Raw genomic sequence first — 17911 nt, forward strand, 5'->3', positions numbered from 1 at the left:
GGGCCCGTACGTTTCGAAGGAGCGATGGTGCTGATAGCACTCCTCGTCATGGCCGCGGAGGTGGCCGTACTGATCTTCTACGCCGTCCGCAGGGGCTCCGGGGCGGAGCTTCCCTCGCTGAGCCGGACGAACACGGCGAACCTGCTCCTGGCGACCATGGCGACCACGGCCGGCTTCGCACTGACCGGGAACCAGGAAACCGAGGCCGGCGACCTGATGGCGCTGGTGGTGGGCGGTTGCGTCCTCCCCACGCAGGCGGGTGCCGCGGTGCGGAGTCTCGTGCAGCGGTGGACGGCGGCCGACTGGCTCATCGCCTGCGCGGGCGGCCTGGCCGTGGGCTCGCTGAATCAGAACGCCCCCTGGCCCTGGAGTTGACGCCGGGACGCCCCACCGCCTCCACGGGCCGTCGGGGCGGCCCCCGCCCCCGCCCCACCTCCGCCGCGATCCGGGCGTCACGACACGACGCCGGTCCTAAGACGAAGGACTGATCACCATCGACCACTCCTGCTGTTAGCCTGCTTCTGCATCTTGATTGCAATAACAACAGGAAAGCAGCTGGAGGGTTCGAACCATGGCCACGTACACGCTTCCGGAACTCCCGTACGACTACGCGGCGCTCGAACCGGTCATCAATCCGCAGATCATCGAGCTCCACCACGACAAGCACCACGCCGCGTACGTGAAGGGCGCGAACGACACCCTGGAGCAGCTGGAGGAGGCGCGCGACAAGGGCTCCTGGGGGTCGATCAACGGGCTCCAGAAGAACCTGGCGTTCCACCTCTCCGGCCACATCCTGCACTCGATCTACTGGCACAACATGACCGGTGACGGCGGCGGCGAGCCGCTCGCGGCGGACGGTGTGGGCGACCTCGCGGACGCGATCACGGAGTCGTTCGGCTCCTTCGCCGGTTTCAAGGCCCAGCTGACGAAGGCCGCCGCCACCACGCAGGGCTCCGGCTGGGGCGTCCTGGCGTACGAGCCGGTCAGCGGCAAGCTGATCGTGGAGCAGGTCTACGACCACCAGGGCAACGTCGGCCAGGGCTCCACCCCGGTCCTGGTCTTCGACGCCTGGGAGCACGCCTTCTACCTCCAGTACAAGAACCAGAAGGTCGACTTCATCGAGGCCATGTGGGCCGTCGTCAACTGGCAGGACGTGGCGAAGCGCTACGCGGCCGCCAAGGAGCGCGCCGACGTGCTGCTGCTCGCCCCCTGACCGGGAGGGGCGTGGACGTTCCGCCCCGTGAACGTCCTGCCTCGTGATCGTCTTCTCAACCTTCACCGGGCAGGCGGATGAAGGGAGAACCCCCGTCAGGACGTGACTGGCGGGGGTTCTTCTTGTCGTGCGGCCGCGCGCCGGACCGGGCCGCCGGTGACGGATCAGGCGGTGGGGGCATGTGCCAGCAGGGTGCTCAGCACCTGGCCGGCGTGCGTCCAGAGCACCGACCCGCCCGCGTCGGGCACCAGATGCCGGACCGCGCCCGGGATGCGCGCGGTGAGACCGGCGCCCAGGTCGGGCGAGTGGCTGGTGTCCTTCTCCCCGTACCAGAGGTCGACGGGTACGGCGATGTCCGACAGCGCGATGCCCCACCGGCCCATGGCCAGCGCGGTGTCCCGGGCATAGCCCGCGGCGGCCCCTTGCACGAAGGCCTCGTCCAGGGCGCGGCGGTAGGCCGCGGCGAAGTCCGGCTGCCGGTAGACGGCGAGGTCGCACGCGGGGCTGTGGGACATGACCATGTCCCACATGGCCTGCGCGCTGAACCCGGCGAAGACCTTCTCGGCGGCGGCCGGGTCGGACACCGCCAGGTCGACCAGGCCCCGCAGGTCGTCCGGAAGCGCGTCGGCGAACCGCGGCTCGGCGACCTCGTCCGCCCCGGACACCACCGCGAGCGCGCCGACCACCCCGGCGGCGGCGCAGGCCAGGGCGAAGGGCGCCCCCTGCGAGTTGCCGACCATCAGCGGCCGGTCCAGGCCGCGCCGGGCACAGAACGCGCGGATGTCCTCGGCGAAGTCGCCGAAGGTACGGCCCGGCAGCGGCGAGGAGGCCCCGAGCCCCGGACGGTCGAAGGAGATCAGCCGCACGCCGAGCCCGTCCACGACCTCGTCACCGAAACCGAGGTGCCGGCTGGTGGCGGCCCCCGGCGACAGCAGCACCGGCGCCCCGTCCTGCGGACCCCATTCGGCCCAGCCCAGCAGTCGTCCTCCCGCCAACTCTTCCGTACCGATACGAACTGGATCATTCACGCGCAAAATCATGCACCCGATCATGACCAGGCTCGCCCGGTCATGTCGAACGACTTTCCGGCGGATGCCGGAACGAACCGCTTCGGACGGCCCCGGCGGCCGGATGGCCGCCCGAGGACGCCGCGGCGAGGTGCCGTGGATGTCGTCGTGCGCCCCCAGGGATTGCGGGACAGCCCCCTAGGCTGCTCGACAAGCGAGTGACGGGGGAAACACATGGCTTGGGACGAGTGGGAGCAGATCAAGGCTGACGCGGCCACGCGGCAGTCCACGCCGATGCGACTGAACCAACTCGCCCCGGCCGCCGGAGGAGGAGGTGTCAGCGCCCCGGACCTGGCTTCCAGCCCGGCAGCGAAGAAGGCGGCGGCGAAGGCGATCGGGGAGGACCTGGAACCCGGCGTGGAGCGGGAGGGCGGGCACGCCGCCGAGCAGACGAAGTCCACCGTCAAGGAGTTCGGGCCGAAGGACGGTTACGGCTGGGACACGTCCGGCGCGTTGAAGAGGGCGCACAAGACCTGGGAGGGCCAGATCAAGATGTTGCTCGGCCGCCTGGCTTCCGAAAAGGAGCTGCTGAGCGAGACCGGCACGAGCTTCCGGAACAACGACCTCGGCATCGCCGCGCAACTGACCCGGCAGTCACGCATCCACGGCATCTGAGCAGGGGGAGTTGTGCCGACTTACCACGAAGCGATGAGTACCGATCTGTCCGCACTCTCCGCCGGAGCCGGCAAGTGGGAGGAAGCGGCGGTCGAGTTAAAGAAACTCGCGGACCAGTACGAACGTGATGTCCACGGCATCTCGATCGGCGATTCCTGGGTGGGGCTGAGCGCACAGGCCGCCAACGGCAGGTTCACCGTCACTCTCAAGGAGATCCGGGGAGCGCACCAGGAGGCAAAGGCGATCGCCGAGATCCTGCGTGACGCGCACACGGAACTCACCGACCTCCGGAAACGAGTCGAGGCGGTACGCGACGACGCCACCGAAGCGGGGATGCGCGTCTCGGACAGCGGCGTCGTCGCCTTCGACTCCACACGTCTCACACAGAGCGAGCGCGTGGCGTACGTCCATGACCCGTCCTTCCGGGAAAGCGCCCGCACGGCGGCGGACGCGTGGACGCAGAAGCTCGCGCAAGCCGTGAAGGCGATCTCCGACGCCGACGACGGCATCCGCCTCGCCCTGGATGCCGCGGTTCTCGACTCCGACCTGATGGACGGCACCCTCAACGGTTTCAACCGGAAGGCCACGACCAGCCCCTACCCGTCCCTGCGGGCGGCCGGAAAGGCCTCCCACATGCCCAAGGACCGCAAGGAGGTGGCCAAGTGGTGGCACGACCTGGATCCGGTGACCCGCAGCATCCTGCTCCAGGAACGGGGCGACGAGTTACGTGCGGCAGGAATCATGGATCCCCAGTACTCATGGCATTCCCCGGACCCCGGGTCGGGGCCGTTCGGCGTGGAGAAGCCGACCGCACAGGATCTGAAATACCACGCCCTGGCCGTGGGTATCGCGACGGCCGGCGACTTCACCGGCGAGAACCAGGCGTCTCGCAACATGATGCACTATTTGGGCGGCACCGGAGAGCCTCTCGACCTCGATGTGAACAGCATGCTGCACGACGACGAATCGTTCCGGTCCGATATAGAGGAAGTGCACATCGCGAAAAACCAGCAGCGGTGGCGCAGAGAAGCCCTTGCCGAGTTCGAGAAAGCCGGGGGCGACAGGCCGGTCTCAATGCCGGTGGAGAGCAAGCACGTCGGCAGAACATTCACACCTGGCACGGACTGGTATCACGCCGTCGGATCACACGAGCAGAACATCTCGGGCATGGTAACGGTGAAACCTGGAAACGACGGACATCCGAAGGTTTCCCTCGAATACCAAGTGAACGTGTGGGACCGCTACAACTGGGACAAGGGAAAGTCCACAGATTTCCCTGGCGGATTCGTCATCGAGGACAAGGACATGGGCCACCTCCACACCGTCGGTATCGCCCAGGAGTTCGACATGCGCGGCAGCAGCGCAACACTCACCCACGACCTGGGCGACAACACGCACCCCGACGCGAAACCCGCCGACCCGGGCCGAAAAGGCGGTCGCGAAGACATCTCACGAGGCGACGAGAAAAACCGATGAACAAAAACAGAAAACACAAAGCCCTGATCACTGTACTCGCGTCCGCCATACTCCTCACCGCCTGCTCCACCAACAAACCAACCCCCACCCCTCACCGAAACACCCACCCGTACTGGGAAAAGAGCGCCGGAGCCCCCGAAGCCGCAGCATTCATGAAGGTGAAAATCCCCGACGGAGCAACCGACGTACAAGGGGCCGTCCAGATCAACCCCCGGGAAGACAACTACATCCTCACCTTCCAAACCGACAAGAAAACAGCGAAACTCGTCGCACAGGACCTGCGCTCCCCCGATCCGCTGGAACCGTGGGGGATCAATTCCTCACCGCACATCGAATACTTCGGGCACCTCGGTCTTGCGGAGCCGGAAACACTGAAAGACTCCTTGCACGCCGGCGTCTGCCCTCCATGCGTCAAGGACAACCGACGGCGCACCGTCGCATGGATCGAGATCTACATCGAAAACCTGGACGCCGACCGGGCCCGGGTATACCTGCACGCCTTCTGACCGTCCTCCCGCGCGTATTACGGAACCAGAATTCCCTGGCGGATTCGTCATCGAGGGCAAGGGCAAGGGCAGGGACCATCTCCACACCGTCGGTATCGCCCAGGAGTTCGACATGCGCGGCAGCAGCGCAACACTCACCCACGACCTGGGCGACAACACGCACCCCGACGCGAAACCCGCCGACCCGGGCCGAAAAGGCGGTCGCGAAGACATCTCACGAGGCGACGAGAAAAACCGATGAACAAAAACAGAAAACACAAAGCCCTGATCACCGTACTCGCGTCCGCCATACTCCTCACCGCCTGCTCCACCAACAAACCAACCCCCACCCCTCACCGAAACACCCACCCGTACTGGGAAAAGGACGCCGGAGCCCCCGAAGCCGCAGCATTCATGAAGGTGAAAATCCCCGACGGAGCAACCGACGTACAAGGAGCCGTCCAGATCAACCCCCGGGAAGACAACTACATCCTCACCTTCCAAACCGACAAGAAAACGGCAAAAGCCGTCGCACAGGACCTGCGATCCCCGAACCCGCCGAAAGCATGGAAAGTCAACCCGCTGCCACAATCCGAACACTTCAGGCACCTCGGCCTTGCGGAGCCGGAAACACTGAAAGGCGCTCTGCACGCCGGCGTCTGCCCCCCATGCACCGAAGACAACCGACGGCGCACCGTCGCATGGATCGAGATCTATATCGAAGACCTGGACGCCGACCGGGCCCGGGTATACCTGCGCGCCTTCTGATCAGGCGAGGACCGCGCGAACGGCGCCTTCCACACAGCCGTCCCGCACGAACGGCGCCTTCCGCACGGCCGTCCCGGGCGCCCGCGCGGGTCAGTCGGTGACGAGGGCCATCATCAGCCCGTCGTATCCCTTGCTGCCGACCGTCTGGAGCGCGGTGGCCGTCAACGTCGGTTCGGCGGCGACGAGTTCGGTGAACCGGCGCACACCCCGCACCTTCGGGTCGTCGCTGTCGCCATCGACCACCTCGCCGTCGCGCACGACGTTGTCGGCGATGACCAGGCTGCCGGGACGGGTGAGCTTCAGCGACCAGGCCAGGTAGTCGGGGTTGCTCGGCTTGTCGGCGTCGATGAAGACCACGTCGAAGGGGCCATGCCCCTCCGCCGCGAGCTCCGGCAGCGTGTCGAGGGCCCGACCGACCCGGATGTCGACGACATGGGCGAGCCCGGCCCGCTCGATGTTGGCCCGCGCCACCTCCGCGTACGCCGGGTCGGCCTCCAGCGTGACGACCCTGCCGCCCTCGGGCAGTGCGCGCGCCAGCCAGATGGTGCTGTAGCCACCCAGGGTCCCGATCTCCAGCACGGTGCGCGCACCCTGGAGCCGGGTCAGCAGATGGAGCAGCTTGCCCTGGTTGGCGGCGACCTGGATCGCGGGGAGCCCCGCCTCGTCGCTTGCCGCGACGGCCGCGTCAAGGGCCTCGTCGGGTCCCACCAGAAGCCCGTTGAAGTAGTCGTCGACCTCGGTCCATCGAGCCGTCGTCATGTGTGTCTCCTCTTCCGGGCGCCTCTTGGACGCCTCACCGAACACCCAGGGTTCCCAAAAGAAACTTACCCCATACGGAGTGGGTGCGATGATGGGCGCCATGAACTCCGTACCCGCCGCTCCGGCCGATCCCGCCGTGCTGCACCCGATGCCCGGCCAGCCCCGGGTCGTGCTGCTGAAGCCGCTGGTGAAGTCCGGGCTGATCGAGGTCGGGGACTTCTCGTACTACGACGACCCGGACGACGCGACCGCGTTCGAGACCCGCAACGTGCTGTACCACTACGGCCCCGAGAAGCTGGTCATCGGGAAGTTCTGCGCGCTGGGCACCGGGGTGCGGTTCCTCATGAACGGCGCCAACCACCGGATGGACGGCCCGTCCACCTTTCCGTTCCCGTCCATGGGTGGCTCCTGGTCCGAGCACTTCGACCTGCTGACCGGGCTGCCGGGCCGGGGCGACACGGTCGTCGGCAACGACGTCTGGTTCGGGTACGGCTCCATGGTGATGCCCGGCGTACGGATCGGGCACGGCGCGATCATCGGCGCCGGCTCCGTCGTCACCTCGGACGTGCCCGACTACGGCATCGTCGGAGGGAACCCGGCCCGGCTGATCCGCACCCGGTACGACGACGAGACCGTCGCCCGGCTGCTCGCCGTCGCCTGGTGGGACTGGCCTCTCGACCACCTCACACGCCACATCCGCACCATCATGTCCGGCAGCGTCGACGCGCTCGAAGCGGCCGCCCCGGAAGGGACACCGTGACCATCACCGTTCGCGAACTCGTCTACTACCCGGTGAAGGGCTGCGCCGGAACCCCGGTCGACTCCGCCCAGGTCCTCGGGACCGGCCTCGAACACGACCGCACGTTCATGGTGGTGAACGCGGACGACGGCGCCTTTCGCAGCCAGCGCACACACCCCGTGATGGCCTCGCTCCGGGTCGAAGTCCTGGACTCGGGAGCGTCGTTGTCCCTGACCGCCGAGAACGTCGGACCGCTGCGGCTGGACGCGGACCCGGACGGCCCGCGCCGCGAGGTCAGCATGTTCGACCGTCCGCTCGGTGTGGCCGCCGACCAGGGCGACAAGGCCGCGGAGTGGTTCTCCGACGCGCTCGGCGCGAAGTCCCGCCTGGTGCGTGTGGTGCCCGGCTTCGACCGGGACGGCTGGGGCGACACCCCGGGCAAGCTCAACTTCGCCGACGCCCACGCGGTCCTGGTCGCCTCGACGGCCTCCCTCGACGACCTCAACGCCCGCATCACCGCCCGGGGCGCGGCCCCCGTTCCGATGAACCGCTTCCGTGCCAACATCGTCCTGACCGGCGACGACGAGCCGCACTTCGAGGACCGGGTACGCCGGATGCTCGTCGGCACGGTGGAACTCGCCCACTCGGTACGGGCCACACGGTGCGCCGTGCCCATGGTCGACCAGACCACCGGCCGGCGCGTGGGCCCGGAGCCGATCCGCACCCTGTCGACGTACCGCCGCGAGCCGGAGTATGGCAACAGGGTCAGCTTCGGCGCGAAGAACGCGGTGGTGTGCGAGGGCGCGGTGAAGGTCGGGGACGTGGTCGAGGTCGTGGAATGGCTGAGCCGGTGAGAGAACAGCCGGTGAAGGACCAGCGGGTGAAGGGCCGGCCGGTGAAGGATGCGGCCTTCACGCCGCGACGTCCCCGAGGACGCCGGGACAAGTCCGATCGGGCTGGATAGACTCAAGTCGCCCGAAAAACCGTGTGGTTCACGAAGAGAGAGACCGGAGCCGATAAGGCGAGCCGGGGCGACCGCCCTCGTTTGGGGGCCGGGGCGGCTATCTCGGCGCCTGTGCCGATCCCTCTCTGAAAGGAGCCATATGGAGCTGACGGGTTGGGTGACCGTGGGGACTGCTGCGGTCGTGGGGGGCTTCACTGTGCTGGGGCACCTGTTCGACCAAGTTCCCGCACTCGCCCAGAAGATGATCACGGCGATTCGGTCCGTTCGCGCGGTGCGCGACGAAGTCAAGGCCAGTCGGAAGTGATCCGGGCCCCGGGCGGGGGAGCCCCGACTCCCGCCCGGCGCCCACTCGTTCACAGCCCGCGTTCCTTGTACCGCCACGCGCCGGAGTACGACGACGGAGTCGGGTTCGGCGCGAAGAACGCGGCGGTGCGCGAGGGAGTGGTGAAGGCAGGACCGTGTGGGCCCAGCTGCCCGTCGGCCGGCCGGAATCGCCATGAGTACGCGAGTACGCCGCGCCTCACGACCGTCCGACGATGCGAGTGCCCCGTCGGCGGGATCCTCGTCCGGGCCGGGGAGCCGTGCCTCCGCACCGCCCGCGCGGCGTCGGTCGTGGCCGGGTGGCGCGCGTGGCCCGTGCGGGCCGCGTCCACGGGTGTCGTCACCGCGGGTCCGTCTTCTTGTCGGCCTCCAGGGAATCCGCGATGTGGGACATGACCGACCAGATGACGGCTCGCTGACACGGGCTCATCCCCTTGGCCTCGATGTACAGCGTGTTGTCCCCGCCGACCCGGTAGTTCCCCCGGCGACCGTCCGCCCCGAGCCTCAATCCCTCCATGCGGCGCCGCAGGTGAGGAACGGTGATGGCGACCTGGTGGTCGTCCACCACCAGCCGGGTGACCTCGTCCCAGGCGATCTCGTCGGCGGCGCCGTGAACGTACAGGTACGTGGCGCCGATCTCGAAGGAGTCGTACCGGACGTCACCGCCGTCGGCCAGCTCGCGCACGATCTTCCCCGCACGCGCCGCCACGACGCGTTCGATGATCTCGCCGAACATCGGTGTCAGGGTGCCCGGTGAACGCAGGAGCGTGCGGAGGAAGCTGCCACCGGTGTCGGTCAGGAAGTAGTTGCCGGACAGGCGGTGGGAGCCCGGGCCGGGAGCCAGCTCTATCCGGGCCTCGACCCGGTTCGAGACCGGCCGTATCGCGGTCGACCCCAGGTGGGTGACGTGGCGGGTCAGAACCACGTCGTGGATGTCCTCCCAGCGGAGCGCCCACCGCACCTTGCTCCGGCCCCGGTAGACGATCCCGTCCTCGTACAGGACCAGCCAGGAGGCGAGGGAACGGATGAGTTCGAACACCCCCCAGACGAAAAGCAGCGCGCAGACGGCGTCGAATACGAGGTGCCCGACGCCGTGCGTGGCCTCGGGCACGTCGATGAACAGGCGGAACGCGACCACCGGAGCGACGGTCAGGGCGAGCTTGCCCATCGTCGGACGTTCCCGGTAGCGGACGAGGACCTCGCCCAGCCCGTCCGGATCCGCCGGCCGGCCCCGTTCGCCGCTCCCCTTGCCCCGAACCGCCATGACCCCTCCCGATGGACTGTGCCGACATTGCGTCATGCCGTCCTCCCGGCAGGCGGACGAACCAACTCACAGGACGACACAACCAGTTGTTCCGCTGCTCCTCCGCAGCCTATTTCCCCCCTCGGACAACCGGGCCCATCCCCCTCACCTCTCCCGCCGCTCCCCCACCACGGCGTCGCCCACGTCCGTACGGAAGTACAGCACCGACCGCCCGGCCCGGCGCCGGTCGGCCAGGCCGGAGTCCAGCAGCACCTTGAGGTGACGGCCCACCGAGCCGAGTCCCTGACCGGTCAGCGCCACCAGTTGGGTGGTGCTCTTGGGGTGGGCGAGGAGGACCAGCACCGCCGCCCGCGCGGGGCCGAGCAGACGGCCCAGGGCGTCCGGCACCGGTTCCCGGTCCGCGTCGGCGAGGGCGCCCGAGCACGGGTAGACGACCGCGTACCGCAGGGCGCCGTCGTCCCAGGACACCCAGCCCGCGCGCTGGGTGACGGGGACGAAGAAGAGACGCACCCCGGCCAGGTGCTTGGGCGGGTAGTCGTGCGCGTTGATCCGCAGACGGCTGTCGCCGAGCCAGCGCATCCCCGGGCGCAGACCGTCGAGGGCGGCGGCCCAGCCGTCCCGGCTCAGCTGACCGGTCCGGGCGACGACGTCCGCCTCGATGATCCGGCGGCGGCGCGGCCAGTCCGGCAAGACGGTGTGGCACCAGACCCAGCGCAGGACCCCGGCCGCGGACCGGGCGAGGTCGTCGCGGTCCAGGAGCGGCGGAAGGGGCCGGCCGCCGAGGGACGTCAGCAGGTCGGACCGGGCCCGCTCGGGTGTGGTGGCGCGTACGGGCGTCAGCTCCTCCTCGAAGGTCGGCACGCCCTCGCCCGTGGGGGTGGGGGTGAGGAAGTCCGCGTTCCACGTGCCGCAGAGCGCCACCCGCACGAGAAGGGCGGCCACCGGGTCGGCGGCCTGCCGGGCGCGGTAGGCGGGCAGATGGGTGTCGAGCCAGGACCGTTCGCCGGGGTGGTGGGCACTCCCCCGCTCCAGGACCTGTACGGCGGCGACGGTCTCGGCGAGCGGCGAGACGAGGAACCGGCTTCCGGCGAGGGTGTCCGTGTTGATCTGCCACAGGCCCATGACGTTTCGCCTCCGCGCGAAAGAGTAACGATCCGCGTGGACGGCTGCCGAGACTCCCCCGCATGCGCACCTACCGAGAACTCCTCCGGACACCGCAGTTCCGGCCGCTCTTCGCGACCACCGCCACCCAGGTCGCCGGGCAGACCACGAGCGGGCTGGCCCTCGGGTCCCTCGTCTACGCGGCGACCGATTCGCCGCTGCTCGCCGCCCTGTCCATGTTCGGTTCCTCCCTCGCCCAGGTGATCGGGGCGAGCGTGCTCATGTCGGCGGCGGACCGGTTGCCGCCCCGGGCCGCGTTGAGTGGGATGGCGCTCGCCTTCGGGCTGGCGACCGCCGTGCTCGCCGTGCCCGGACTCCCGCTTCCGGCCGTCTTCGCGATCGTCCTGGCCCAGGGGGTGATCGCGGCGGTGGGCGGCGGGGTGCGGTACGGCCTGCTCAACGAGGTACTTCCCAAGGACGGTTATCTGCTGGGGCGTTCGGTACTGAACATGTGCGCCGGCCTGACGCAGGTCGGCGGGTACGCGCTCGGCGGGCTGCTGCTGGTGACGCTGTCCGCGCGCGGGACGCTGCTGGTGGCCGCCGCCCTGTACCTGACCGGGGCGGCCGTGGCCCGGTTCGGGCTGGCGCGACGGCCGCCCCGCGCCACCGGGCGGCCGTCGGTCGCCGAGACGTGGCGGATCAACACCGTGCTGTGGTCCTCGGGTCCGCGCCGCCGGACCTACCTCGCGCTCTGGGTGCCGAACGGGCTGGTCGTCGGCTGCGAGTCGCTGTTCGTCCCGTACTCCCCCGACCGTGCCGGGCTCCTCTTCGCCTTCGCCGCGCTGGGGATGCTCATCGGGGACACGGCAGTGGGCCGGTTCCTCGCCCCGCGCACGCGGGCACGGGCGGCGACCCCGCTGCTGCTGCTCCTGGCCGCTCCGTACCTGCTGTTCGCCACGCGTCCGGCGGTGCCGCTCGCGCTCGCCCTGGCCCTGCTCGCGTCGGTCGGGTTCGCGGCGAGCCTGCTGCTCCAGGAGCGGCTGATGGCCCTGACCCCGGACGGGATGACCGGTCAGGCGCTCGGACTGCACTCCTCGGGCATGCTCACCCTGCAGGGTGTCGCGGCCTCGCTCGCCGGGACCGTCGCCCAGTGGACCACGCCCGCGACGGCGATGTCCGTGATGGCGGGGGCGTCCGTCGCGGTCACCCTGGCCCTGGCGGGGGCGGAACGGCGGGCCGCCGGGTCGGCGGACGCCCCGGCGGGCGGCCGGACACCGGGAACGGCCGGGAGCACATCCGGGTGACCGGCAGAAGCAAATCCGGGTGACCGGTGGTCCCGCACCCGCTTGACTTGCCCGCGTCGCCCGATCCGGCCCCGGCGGGACGCGTCGGGTCCGGGCATCGCGAGCGGGCAGGTCGACAAGAGAACAAGGGGACAAGACGTGTTGGAGACGTATCGTGCGGTGCAGTTCACGGAGTACGGCGGGCCCGAGGTCCTGCATGTGGTGGACCGAGAGGTGCCGCGCCCGGGGCGCGGGGAGGTACTGATCGGGGTCCGGGCCGCCGGGGTGAATCCGCTGGACTGGCAGCTGCGCAGCGGGGCCGTCGCGGCGATGATGCCGGTGACGTTCCCGTCCGTGCCCGGCGGTGACGTCGCCGGAGTCGTCGTGGCGGTCGGCGAGGACGTCACCGACTTCGGGGCGGGGGACGAGGTCTTCGGTTCGATCGGCTCCGGCGGCTACGCGGAGTTCGCGCTCGCTCCCGCGGCACGGCTCGCGCACAGGCCCGGCAACGTCCCCTGGGAGATCGCGGCCGGGCTGCCGGTGGCCGTCAACACCGTGTACCAGGCGCTCGGTGACCTCGGGGTGGCGGCCGGGGAGACGCTGGTCGTGGACGGGGCGGCGGGCGGTGTCGGGTCCGTCGCCGTGCAGATCGCCAAGCATCTCGGCGCCACCGTGATCGGTACGGCGAGCGCGCGCAACCACGCGTATCTGCGTGCGCTCGGCGCCGAACCCGTGACCTACGGCGAAGGACTCGCCGAGCGGATCCGTGCCGTCGCCCCGAACGGCGTGGACGCGGCGTTCGATGCCGCCGGGAAGGGTTCGCTGCCGGACCTCGTCGAGGTGACCGGCGGGCCGGAGCGCGTGGTCACGATCGCCGACCACGGGGCGGCGGCCCACGCGGTGCGCTTCGTGTTCGCCGGCACGGACACCGTCCGTGAGCGTCTTGAGCAGGCTGCCGCGCTGGTCGTGGCCGGTGGACTCACCCTGTCGGTGGCACGGACGTACCCGCTGGCGGAGGCGGCCGAGGCCCACCGCCTGAGCGAGGGCGGCCATGTGCGCGGCAAGCTGGTCGTCGTACCGGACTGAGGGGCTGGGGAGCGAGAGAGGGGTGAAGCCGGCGGGCCGTCAGCACCGTGGCCGCCGGGGCGGTCGGCCCGCCGGCTTCGGCACATCGCTCCACGGGCGCAGGGGCGAGGCCGAGCGAACGACCAACGCCCCCCAGGGACTTCCGTGCCGCAGCCATCCGGTTCGACAGGAGGGCGTACATCTTCCACGGCACCCACCGTGACCGTCGCGGCCATTCGCCCCCGGCTGCGCCCGTGACCCGCCGAACAGCCCTTGGACGCGTGCGGTCAGCTCAGTCGGGCATCGGCGTACACGGTCATCGCATCGCGCTGGTAGACGGCGAGGCCGTCGGCGATCCTGTCGAAGTTGGCCCGCATCCGCGGGTCGTCGACATAGGTCTGGCCCACTCCCTTGTACGCGGGCGCGTTCGGGGTCCAGAACCGGCAGATGCCCCGGTAGTTGGCGTCGACCTCGGCCTGCACCGCCGGGTCGGACACCGGCGTGCCGGCCACCATGAACTCCGCCATACGGATCATCTGCGCCGTCACCTCACGCTGCCAGCGCTCCGTGTCCTCGGGGTTCATCGCCTCGACGGCCCGCCGGGACTGCTCCCACGCCTGCGGCCACCGCTCCCGTACCTCGGCCTCGGCCTCGGAGGGGGGCTGGAACCCCTCGAACAGGTTCTCCGGCTTGTTGATCTTCGTCATATGGCCCTTGTCCTTGCCTTCTTCCAGTTCGGCGATGGTGCGGCCGACCGTACGGGCCAGCGTCTCCAGCCGGTCCCGTTCCGCGAGCAGCCGTCGGTGGTGCTCACGGAGCACGGCCACCTGGTCGAGCCGGCTGTCCAGGACCGCCTGGATCTCGCGCAGCCCCAGGTCCAGCTCCCGCATCAGCAGGATCTGCTGCAACCGCAGCAGATCGGCCTCCTCGTAGTAGCGGTGCCCGTTGCTCCCGATCCATGCGGGCGGCAGCAGGCCGATCTCGTCGTAATGCCGCAGCGTCCGCGACGTCACCCTGGACATCCGCGCCACCTCCGCGATCGACCAGGCCATTGCCGGTGCCTCCCTCGCCGGGCCGGTCTCTCCGGCCACACACATGACCGTAGAAGTTGCCGCAACGGAAAGCGCAAGCCCGAAGCCCTGTTGGACGGGCGCCGGGCCCCGACCCGTCGGACAGCCCCTGAACGGGGCCGGACGACGCCCGGCACCCCGGACGTCACCGGCTCCCGCGCGGCCGTCCGTGTCAGTCGAAGACCGGGCCCTGTGTCCGGGTCCGCTTGATCTCGTAGAAGCCGGGGATCGACGCCACCAGCAGCGTGCCGTCCCACAGCTTCGCCGCCTCCTCACCCTTCGGGGCGGGGGTCACGACCGGTCCGAAGAAGGCGATCTGCTCGCCGTCGGTGCCGGGGACGGCGATGACCGGGGTGCCGACCTCCTGGCCGACCTTGTCGATGCCCTCCTTGTGGGAGGCGCGCAGCTCGGTGTCGTAGGCGTCGGAGTCGATGTACTCGGCCAGGTCGGTGGGGAGGCCGACGTCTTCGAGCGCGCCCACGATCGCCTCGCGGGTGGGGCCCTCGCCCCGGTTGTGGAAGCGGGTGCCGAGCGCGGTGTAGAGGGGGCCGACGATGTCGTCGCCGTGCTTCTGCCGGGCGGCGACGACCACCCGGACCGGGCCCCAGGCCTGGTTCTCCAGCATGTCCCGGTACTCCTCGGGCAGCTCGTCGATCCTGTCCTCGTTGAGGACGGCCAGGCTCATCACGTGCCAGCGGACCTCGACGTCGCGGACCTTCTCCACCTCCAGCATCCAGCGGGACGTCATCCACGCCCAGGGGCAGAGCGGGTCGAACCAGAAGTCGACGGGGGTCCTGCCGGTCGCCGTGCTGTTCTCGGACATCGTTCTCCTCAGAAGGACGTGCACACCTGTGCGCCACAACGCCTTCGGGTGCACCGGCCATTCCCGGACGCCGGGCCGGGAGGCGGCATGGGAGGATCAAAGTATTCGAACGTACACAAAGGAACATGACACAAAGGAGTGTGCCCGTGCCCGGTGAGAACCTGTCCCGCGACGAGGCCCGCGAGCGGGCCGAGCTGCTGAGCGTCGACGGTTACGAGGTCGCCCTGGATCTGCGGTCGGCCGTCGCCCGGTCCGACGCCGGGGACGGTGACGGGTCCTCCTCCGGCCCGCTGACCTTCCGCTCGGTGACCACCATCCGGTTCCGCACCGCGCGGGCGGGCGCGTCGACCTTCGCCGACCTGGTGGCGCCGGGCGTGGACGCGGTGACGCTGAACGGGCGGGCACTCGACCCCGCCGCCGTCTTCGACGGGACCCGGGTGGCGCTGGAGGATCTGCCGGAGGGTGAGAACGTCCTGGTGGTCGACGCGCGGTGCGCGTACAGCCGGACCGGCGAGGGCATGCACCGCTTCGTCGACCCGGAGGACGGCGAGGTCTACCTCTACACCCAGTACGAGCCGGCCGACGCGCGCCGGGTGTTCGCGAACTTCGAGCAGCCCGACCTCAAGGCCCCGTACCGCTTCGAGGTGACGGCGCCCGAGGGCTGGACGGTCTGGAGCAACGGGGCCGAGGAGTCGCGGGACGGCGGGGTGTGGCGGTTCGCCGAGACGAAGCCGATCTCGACGTACATCACGGCGGTCGTCGCCGGTCCCTACCACTACGTCACCGACTCCTACAGCCGCACGTTCGACGACGGCACGACGCTGGAGATCCCGCTCGGCGCGCTGTGCCGCAAGGGGCTCGCCCGCCACTTCGACGCGGACGACGTCTTCCTCATCACCAAGCAGGGCCTGGACTTCTTCCACGACAACTTCGACTACCCGTACCCGTTCGGGAAGTACGACCAGGCGTTCGTGCCGGAGTACAACCTCGGCGCGATGGAGAACCCGGGCTGTGTCACGTTCCGCGAGGAGTACATCTTCCGCGGCAAGGTGACCCGGGCCGCGTACGAGGGCCGGGCCAACGTCATCCTGCACGAGATGGCGCACATGTGGTTCGGCGACCTCGTCACCATGCAGTGGTGGGACGACCTGTGGCTGAAGGAGTCGTTCGCCGACTTCATGGGCGTCTTCGCGATGGTCGGCGCCACCCGTTTCGAGGAAGGCTGGATCACCTTCGCCAACAACCGCAAGTCGTGGGCGTACCGCGCCGACCAGTTGCCGTCCACGCACCCGATCACGGCCGACATCCGTGACCTGGAGGACGCCAAGCTCAACTTCGACGGCATCACGTACGCCAAGGGCGCCTCGGTGCTCAAGCAGTTGGTGGCGTACGTGGGGCGGGAGGCGTTCCTGGAGGGCGCCCGGCGCTACTTCAAGAAGCACGCCTACGGCAACACCCGGCTGGACGACCTGTTGTCGGTGCTGGCCGAGACGTCCGGGCGGGACATGACGGCCTGGGCGAAGTCGTGGCTCCAGACGGCGGGCGTCAACTCGCTGACTCCGGTGGCGACGTACGACGCGGCGGGCCGGATCACGGAGCTGGCGGTCCTCCAGGAGGCGGCCGAGTCCCATCCGGAACTGCGTCCGCACCGGGTCGCGGTCGGCCTGTACCGGCGGACCCCGGACGGCGAGCTGGTGCGGTACGCCCGCGCCGAGGTCGACGTGGCGGGTCCGCGCACCGTGGTCGGGGAGCTGGCCGGGGCGGAGCGCCCCGAGCTGATCCTTGTCAACGACGACGACCTGACCTACTGCAAGGTCCGTTTCGACGAGGTGTCGCTGGCCACGCTGCGGGAACACCTCGGCGACCTGACCGACCCTTCCCCAAGCTCTCAACTCCGTTCGAGCAGGGGATACCCCATCGCGCGGGCGCTGTGCTGGTCGGCGCTGTGGAACATGACGCGCGACGGGCTGATGCCGGCCCGCGACTTCGTCTCCCTGGTGCTCGCCTTCTCCGGCCGCGAGTCCGACATCGGCGTCCTCCAGATGCTGCACAGCTGGACCCGGACCGCGCTCGTCCACTACGCGGCCCCGGCGTGGCGCGAGGAGGGCGGCCGGGCACTGGCCGAGGGCGCGCTGCGGGAGCTGCGGGTCGCCGAGCCGGGCAGCGAGCACCAGCTCGCCTGGGCGCGGTTCTTCGCGTCGGTCGCCGACGCGGACACCGACTTCCAGCTCCTGAGGGGGCTGCTCGACGGTTCGGCCGTGATCGACGGGCTCGACGTCGACCAGGAGCTGCGGTGGGCGCTGCTGTCGCCGCTGGCCGCGCACGGGGCGGTCGACGAGGCGGTGCTCGATGCCGAACTGGCCCGTGACGACACGGCGTCCGGCGAGCGGCACCACGTGCGGTGCCTGGCCTCGCGGCCCTCGGCCGAGGTCAAGGCGCGCGGCTGGGCGGACGTCGTGGAGTCGGAGGCGCTGTCCAACGCGCTGGTGGAGGCCACCATCGCGGGTCTCGTGCAGCCGTCGCAGCGGGAGCTGCTGGCGCCGTACACGGAGAAGTACTTCGCCGAGATCGAGCGGGTGTGGGCCGAGCGGTCCATCCAGATCGGGGTGGTCGTGGTGCGGGGGCTGTACCCGGCGCTCCAGGACGACCCGTCGACGCTGGCGGCGACGGACGCGTGGCTGGCCTCGCACGGGGAGGCGGCGCCCGCGCTGCGCAGGCTGGTGCTGGAGTCGCGGGACGACCTGGCGCGGGCACTGCGCGCCCAGAGCCTGTAGGGCGACGCGGGCGCGACCGCGCCGACCGGCATCCGACGGAGCCCCGCCCGGCCCGGCGGCGATCGGGCGGGCCGGGAGGCGGGGCAGTTCCGGTGGAGACATCCGCCGGAACTGCCCCTCTTCC

Annotated in this window: 19 protein-coding genes; 13 read left to right on the forward strand and 6 right to left on the reverse strand. The window is 70.0% G+C overall.

What is annotated here, in order from left to right; all coding sequences use genetic code 11:
• Positions 1 to 24: 24 nt before the first annotated feature.
• Positions 25 to 375, forward strand: coding sequence for a hypothetical protein (locus ACF1CT_RS14455; protein ID WP_391784133.1), 351 nt, complete (start codon positions 25 to 27; stop codon positions 373 to 375).
• Between the two features lie 196 nt (positions 376 to 571).
• Positions 572 to 1213, forward strand: a complete 642-nt coding sequence (locus ACF1CT_RS14460) for a superoxide dismutase (protein WP_391784134.1) — start codon at positions 572 to 574, stop codon at positions 1211 to 1213.
• A gap of 164 nt (positions 1214 to 1377) precedes the next feature.
• On the opposite strand, the gene ACF1CT_RS14465 is transcribed toward ACF1CT_RS14460, so the two are convergent.
• Positions 1378 to 2253, reverse strand: coding sequence for an alpha/beta fold hydrolase (locus tag ACF1CT_RS14465; RefSeq protein WP_391784135.1), 876 nt, complete (start codon positions 2251 to 2253; stop codon positions 1378 to 1380).
• A gap of 201 nt (positions 2254 to 2454) precedes the next feature.
• Here ACF1CT_RS14465 and ACF1CT_RS14470 point away from each other — a divergent pair, with 201 nt between their 5' ends.
• The 5 genes from ACF1CT_RS14470 (at position 2455) to ACF1CT_RS14490 (ending at position 5624) form a co-directional block, all read left to right on the forward strand.
• Positions 2455 to 2895 (forward strand): hypothetical protein, encoded by a 441-nt coding sequence (locus tag ACF1CT_RS14470; protein WP_391784136.1) that lies wholly within the window; start codon positions 2455 to 2457, stop codon positions 2893 to 2895.
• Positions 2896 to 2928: 33 nt separating this feature from the next.
• The gene (locus tag ACF1CT_RS14475) at positions 2929 to 4371 is read left to right on the forward strand and encodes a hypothetical protein (RefSeq protein WP_391784137.1); all 1443 of its coding nucleotides are present in this window, start codon (positions 2929 to 2931) and stop codon (positions 4369 to 4371) included.
• On the forward strand, positions 4368 to 4877 hold the full coding sequence (locus ACF1CT_RS14480; RefSeq protein WP_391784138.1) for a hypothetical protein: 510 nt from the start codon (positions 4368 to 4370) through the stop codon (positions 4875 to 4877). Before ACF1CT_RS14475 ends, ACF1CT_RS14480 begins: the two co-directional genes overlap by 4 nt.
• Positions 4878 to 4989: 112 nt before the next feature.
• Entirely contained in the window at positions 4990 to 5118 is a 129-nt protein-coding gene (locus ACF1CT_RS14485) for a hypothetical protein (protein ID WP_391784139.1), read from the forward strand.
• A complete protein-coding gene (locus ACF1CT_RS14490; RefSeq protein ID WP_391784140.1) occupies positions 5115 to 5624 on the forward strand; it encodes a hypothetical protein in 510 nt (169 codons plus the stop codon). The genes ACF1CT_RS14485 and ACF1CT_RS14490 overlap by 4 nt, the downstream gene beginning before the upstream one ends.
• Positions 5625 to 5714: 90 nt before the next feature.
• On the opposite strand, the gene ACF1CT_RS14495 is transcribed toward ACF1CT_RS14490, so the two are convergent.
• Positions 5715 to 6383 carry an O-methyltransferase gene (locus tag ACF1CT_RS14495; protein ID WP_391784141.1) on the reverse strand — a complete coding sequence of 223 codons (669 nt, stop codon included), beginning with the start codon at positions 6381 to 6383 and terminating at the stop codon, positions 5715 to 5717.
• 100 nt (positions 6384 to 6483) lie between these two features.
• Here ACF1CT_RS14495 and ACF1CT_RS14500 point away from each other — a divergent pair, with 100 nt between their 5' ends.
• From ACF1CT_RS14500 to ACF1CT_RS14510, 3 genes are all read left to right on the forward strand, one after another.
• Complete coding sequence (locus tag ACF1CT_RS14500; protein WP_391784142.1) at positions 6484 to 7143, forward strand: CatB-related O-acetyltransferase; 660 nt, start codon at positions 6484 to 6486, stop codon at positions 7141 to 7143.
• Entirely contained in the window at positions 7140 to 7976 is an 837-nt protein-coding gene (locus tag ACF1CT_RS14505; protein WP_391784143.1) for an MOSC domain-containing protein, read from the forward strand. The genes ACF1CT_RS14500 and ACF1CT_RS14505 overlap by 4 nt, the downstream gene beginning before the upstream one ends.
• Before the next feature lie 249 nt (positions 7977 to 8225).
• Entirely contained in the window at positions 8226 to 8390 is a 165-nt protein-coding gene (locus ACF1CT_RS14510) for a hypothetical protein (protein WP_391784144.1), read from the forward strand.
• Between the two features lie 357 nt (positions 8391 to 8747).
• On the opposite strand, the gene ACF1CT_RS14515 is transcribed toward ACF1CT_RS14510, so the two are convergent.
• Together ACF1CT_RS14515 and ACF1CT_RS14520 are read right to left on the reverse strand one after the other, a co-directional pair.
• Entirely contained in the window at positions 8748 to 9671 is a 924-nt protein-coding gene (locus ACF1CT_RS14515; protein WP_391784145.1) for a hypothetical protein, read from the reverse strand.
• 144 nt (positions 9672 to 9815) lie between these two features.
• Entirely contained in the window at positions 9816 to 10793 is a 978-nt protein-coding gene (locus ACF1CT_RS14520; protein ID WP_391784146.1) for an ArsR/SmtB family transcription factor, read from the reverse strand.
• A 62-nt stretch (positions 10794 to 10855) separates the two neighbouring features.
• Here ACF1CT_RS14520 and ACF1CT_RS14525 point away from each other — a divergent pair, with 62 nt between their 5' ends.
• Entirely contained in the window at positions 10856 to 12076 is a 1221-nt protein-coding gene (locus ACF1CT_RS14525; RefSeq protein WP_391784147.1) for an MFS transporter, read from the forward strand.
• Between the two features lie 138 nt (positions 12077 to 12214).
• Complete coding sequence (locus tag ACF1CT_RS14530) at positions 12215 to 13141, forward strand: NADP-dependent oxidoreductase (protein WP_391784148.1); 927 nt, start codon at positions 12215 to 12217, stop codon at positions 13139 to 13141.
• A 266-nt stretch (positions 13142 to 13407) separates the two neighbouring features.
• Here the strand turns inward: ACF1CT_RS14530 and ACF1CT_RS14535 are convergent, their stop codons facing one another.
• Both ACF1CT_RS14535 and ACF1CT_RS14540 read right to left on the reverse strand, forming a co-directional pair.
• Entirely contained in the window at positions 13408 to 14172 is a 765-nt protein-coding gene (locus ACF1CT_RS14535; RefSeq protein WP_391784149.1) for a MerR family transcriptional regulator, read from the reverse strand.
• A 190-nt stretch (positions 14173 to 14362) separates the two neighbouring features.
• Positions 14363 to 15013 carry a DsbA family protein gene (locus ACF1CT_RS14540; RefSeq protein ID WP_391784150.1) on the reverse strand — a complete coding sequence of 217 codons (651 nt, stop codon included), beginning with the start codon at positions 15011 to 15013 and terminating at the stop codon, positions 14363 to 14365.
• Between the two features lie 146 nt (positions 15014 to 15159).
• Here ACF1CT_RS14540 and pepN point away from each other — a divergent pair, with 146 nt between their 5' ends.
• Positions 15160 to 17787, forward strand: coding sequence for an aminopeptidase N (gene pepN / locus ACF1CT_RS14545; protein WP_391784151.1), 2628 nt, complete (start codon positions 15160 to 15162; stop codon positions 17785 to 17787).
• Positions 17788 to 17911 lie beyond the last annotated feature (124 nt).

This window comes from Streptomyces sp. NPDC014734 (genome assembly GCF_043083325.1).
Taxonomy (GTDB): Bacteria; Actinomycetota; Actinomycetes; order Streptomycetales; family Streptomycetaceae; genus Streptomyces.